The 2,327-nt window shown below is 71.4% G+C and carries 1 protein-coding gene; it reads left to right on the top strand.

What is annotated here, in order from left to right; translation table 11 throughout:
- Positions 1–2,150 (top strand): rhamnogalacturonan lyase (locus PROKR_RS01475; RefSeq protein ID WP_036959088.1); only part of this gene is annotated, 2,150 nt, incomplete at its 5' end.
- Positions 2,151–2,327: the final 177 nt, after the last annotated feature.

The raw sequence follows: 2,327 nt of genomic DNA on the forward strand, positions 1-2,327 counted from the left end.
TGGTGGCCGCCGCGACCAGCGAGGGCGTGTTCCTGAGCTGGCGGCTGCTCGCGCCCGAGGTCAGCGGGCACACCGACGCCGGGCTGAAGGGCCCGGGCTTCGCGGTGTACCGCGACGGGCGGCGCGTCGCCACGGTCACGGGCGCGACCAACTACCTCGACGCCGCGGGCACGGCCGACGCCCGGTACCGCGTGGTGCCGTTGAGCGGACCGAACAAGGGCCGGTCGGCGTCGGTCGACGTGTGGGGCGACGGGCACCTGGACATCCCCCTGAACAAGCCGGCCGACGGTGTCACGCCCGCCGGCGAGGCCTACACGTACCGCGCGAACGACGCCTCCGTGGCGGACCTCGACGGCGACGGCGACTACGAGGTCGTCGTGAAGTGGGACCCGTCCAACTCCAAGGACGTGTCCCAGGTCGGCTACACGGGCAACGTCTACCTCGACGCCTACGAGCTCGACGGCACGCAGCTCTGGCGCATCGACATGGGCGTCAACATCCGCGCGGGCGCGCACTACACGCAGTTCCCCGTCTACGACTACGACGGCGACGGCCGCGCCGAGCTGATGGTCAAGACCGCCCCCGGCACCCGCGTCACCACCTATCGCGACGGCAAGCCCGCCGGGCAGCGCTACGTGCCGATCGCCAAGGACGACCGCGCGGCCGGCGTGCGCGACACGGACGACTACCGGATGTCGGCCGGGGACTACTACGAGCACCTCGTGGAGACGTTCCGCGGCTGGTCGTCGCGCCCCGAGGTGACCAGCGGGCAGTGGCCCGCCACGCTCGAGGAGGCGTGGGGCATCGAGTCCCGCTGGACCTACCCGCTGTCCGACGCCGACGCGCGCGCCGCCGTCGACCACTTCATCGACGTGTACGCGCCCGCGCGCTCGACGCGCAACCAGCTCCGGCTGTTCGAGGGCTTCGTGATCAGTGGCCCGGAGTACCTCACCGTCTTCGACGGGCTCAGCGGCCGCCCGCTGGAGACGGTCGACTACGCGCCGGGGCGCACCGACGACGGCCTGCTCTGGGGCGACTACGCGATGGCGCGCATCGAGCCCGGCAACCGGGTGGACCGGTTCCTGTCCGGCGTCGCGTACCTGTCCGAGGGTCGGCCGAGCGCGATCTTCGCGCGCGGCTACTACACGCGCTCGACGATCGCCGCGTACGACTGGAACGGCAAGAAGCTGACCCGGCGCTGGCTCGCGGACTCGGGCTGGACGCCCATGTCCAACCCGTTCAACGACAGCCCGCACGGCGTGCCCGGCACCTCGCCCGAGTGGGGCAGCATCACCACGCAGGGCTTCCACTCGCTGTCGGCGGCCGACGTCGACGGCGACGGCAAGCAGGAGATCGTCTACGGCTCCGCCACGCTCGACGACGACGGCTCCCTGCTGTACTCGTCGTTCGACACGCTGCCCGAGGGGTCGGCGAATCCCGGGGCGAACGCGGGCCTGGGGCACGGCGACGCCATGCACGTGGCCGACATCGACCCGGACCGCCCGGGGCTGGAGATCTGGACCGCGCACGAGGGCGGCACCTGGGCGCCGTACGGCTCGGCCATGCGCGACGCCGCGACCGGCGAGGTGCTGTTCGGCCAGTACTCGGGGCGCGACACCGGCCGCTCGATGATCGGCGACGTGCTGCCGGACGTGCCGGGCATCGAGGTGTGGGCGTCCATGCCGGACGGCACCCTCGGGTCGGGCACGCTGAGCGCCACGGGCGAGCAGGTGGCGACGTCGACCATGGGCACCAACCAGTCCGTGCGATGGGCCGGCGACGGCACCACGCAGATCGTGGACGGCGCGGACCCGGCGACGCCCACGATCAAGGACTGGACGCGCGGGACTGTCGCGACGCTGGACGGGACGCTGACCAACAACGGCACCAAGGGCAACCCGTCGCTGGTGGCCGACGTGCTCGGCGACTGGCGCGAGGAGGTGCTGGTGCGCACCGCGGACTCGACCGCCCTGCGGGTGTTCACCACGACCGAGCCGAGCGACATCGCGCTGTACACGCTCATGCAGGACCCGCAGTACCGCGTCGAGGTGGCGCGTCAGCAGACCACCTACAACCAGCCCTCGTACCCGAGCTTCTACCTGGCCTCGGACACGGACTGGTCGACGGTGCCGGTCCCGGGCCAGGGCTGAGGTCATGAGGGTGGCTATCTGAGATCGGTCGGTTGCCTTGAGACCGGTCGGTCAACTGACCGGTCTCAAGGCAACCGACCGATCTCGCTGCAGGTGGGGGCCTCCGACCAACGTGCTCACTCCCTGGGTGGAGTGGCTCCTCAGGATGTCCTTCTTTCGGGGGGTCCATCCGTTTCC

This window comes from Promicromonospora kroppenstedtii DSM 19349, assembly GCF_000515355.1.
GTDB lineage: Bacteria > Actinomycetota > Actinomycetes > Actinomycetales > Cellulomonadaceae > Promicromonospora > Promicromonospora kroppenstedtii.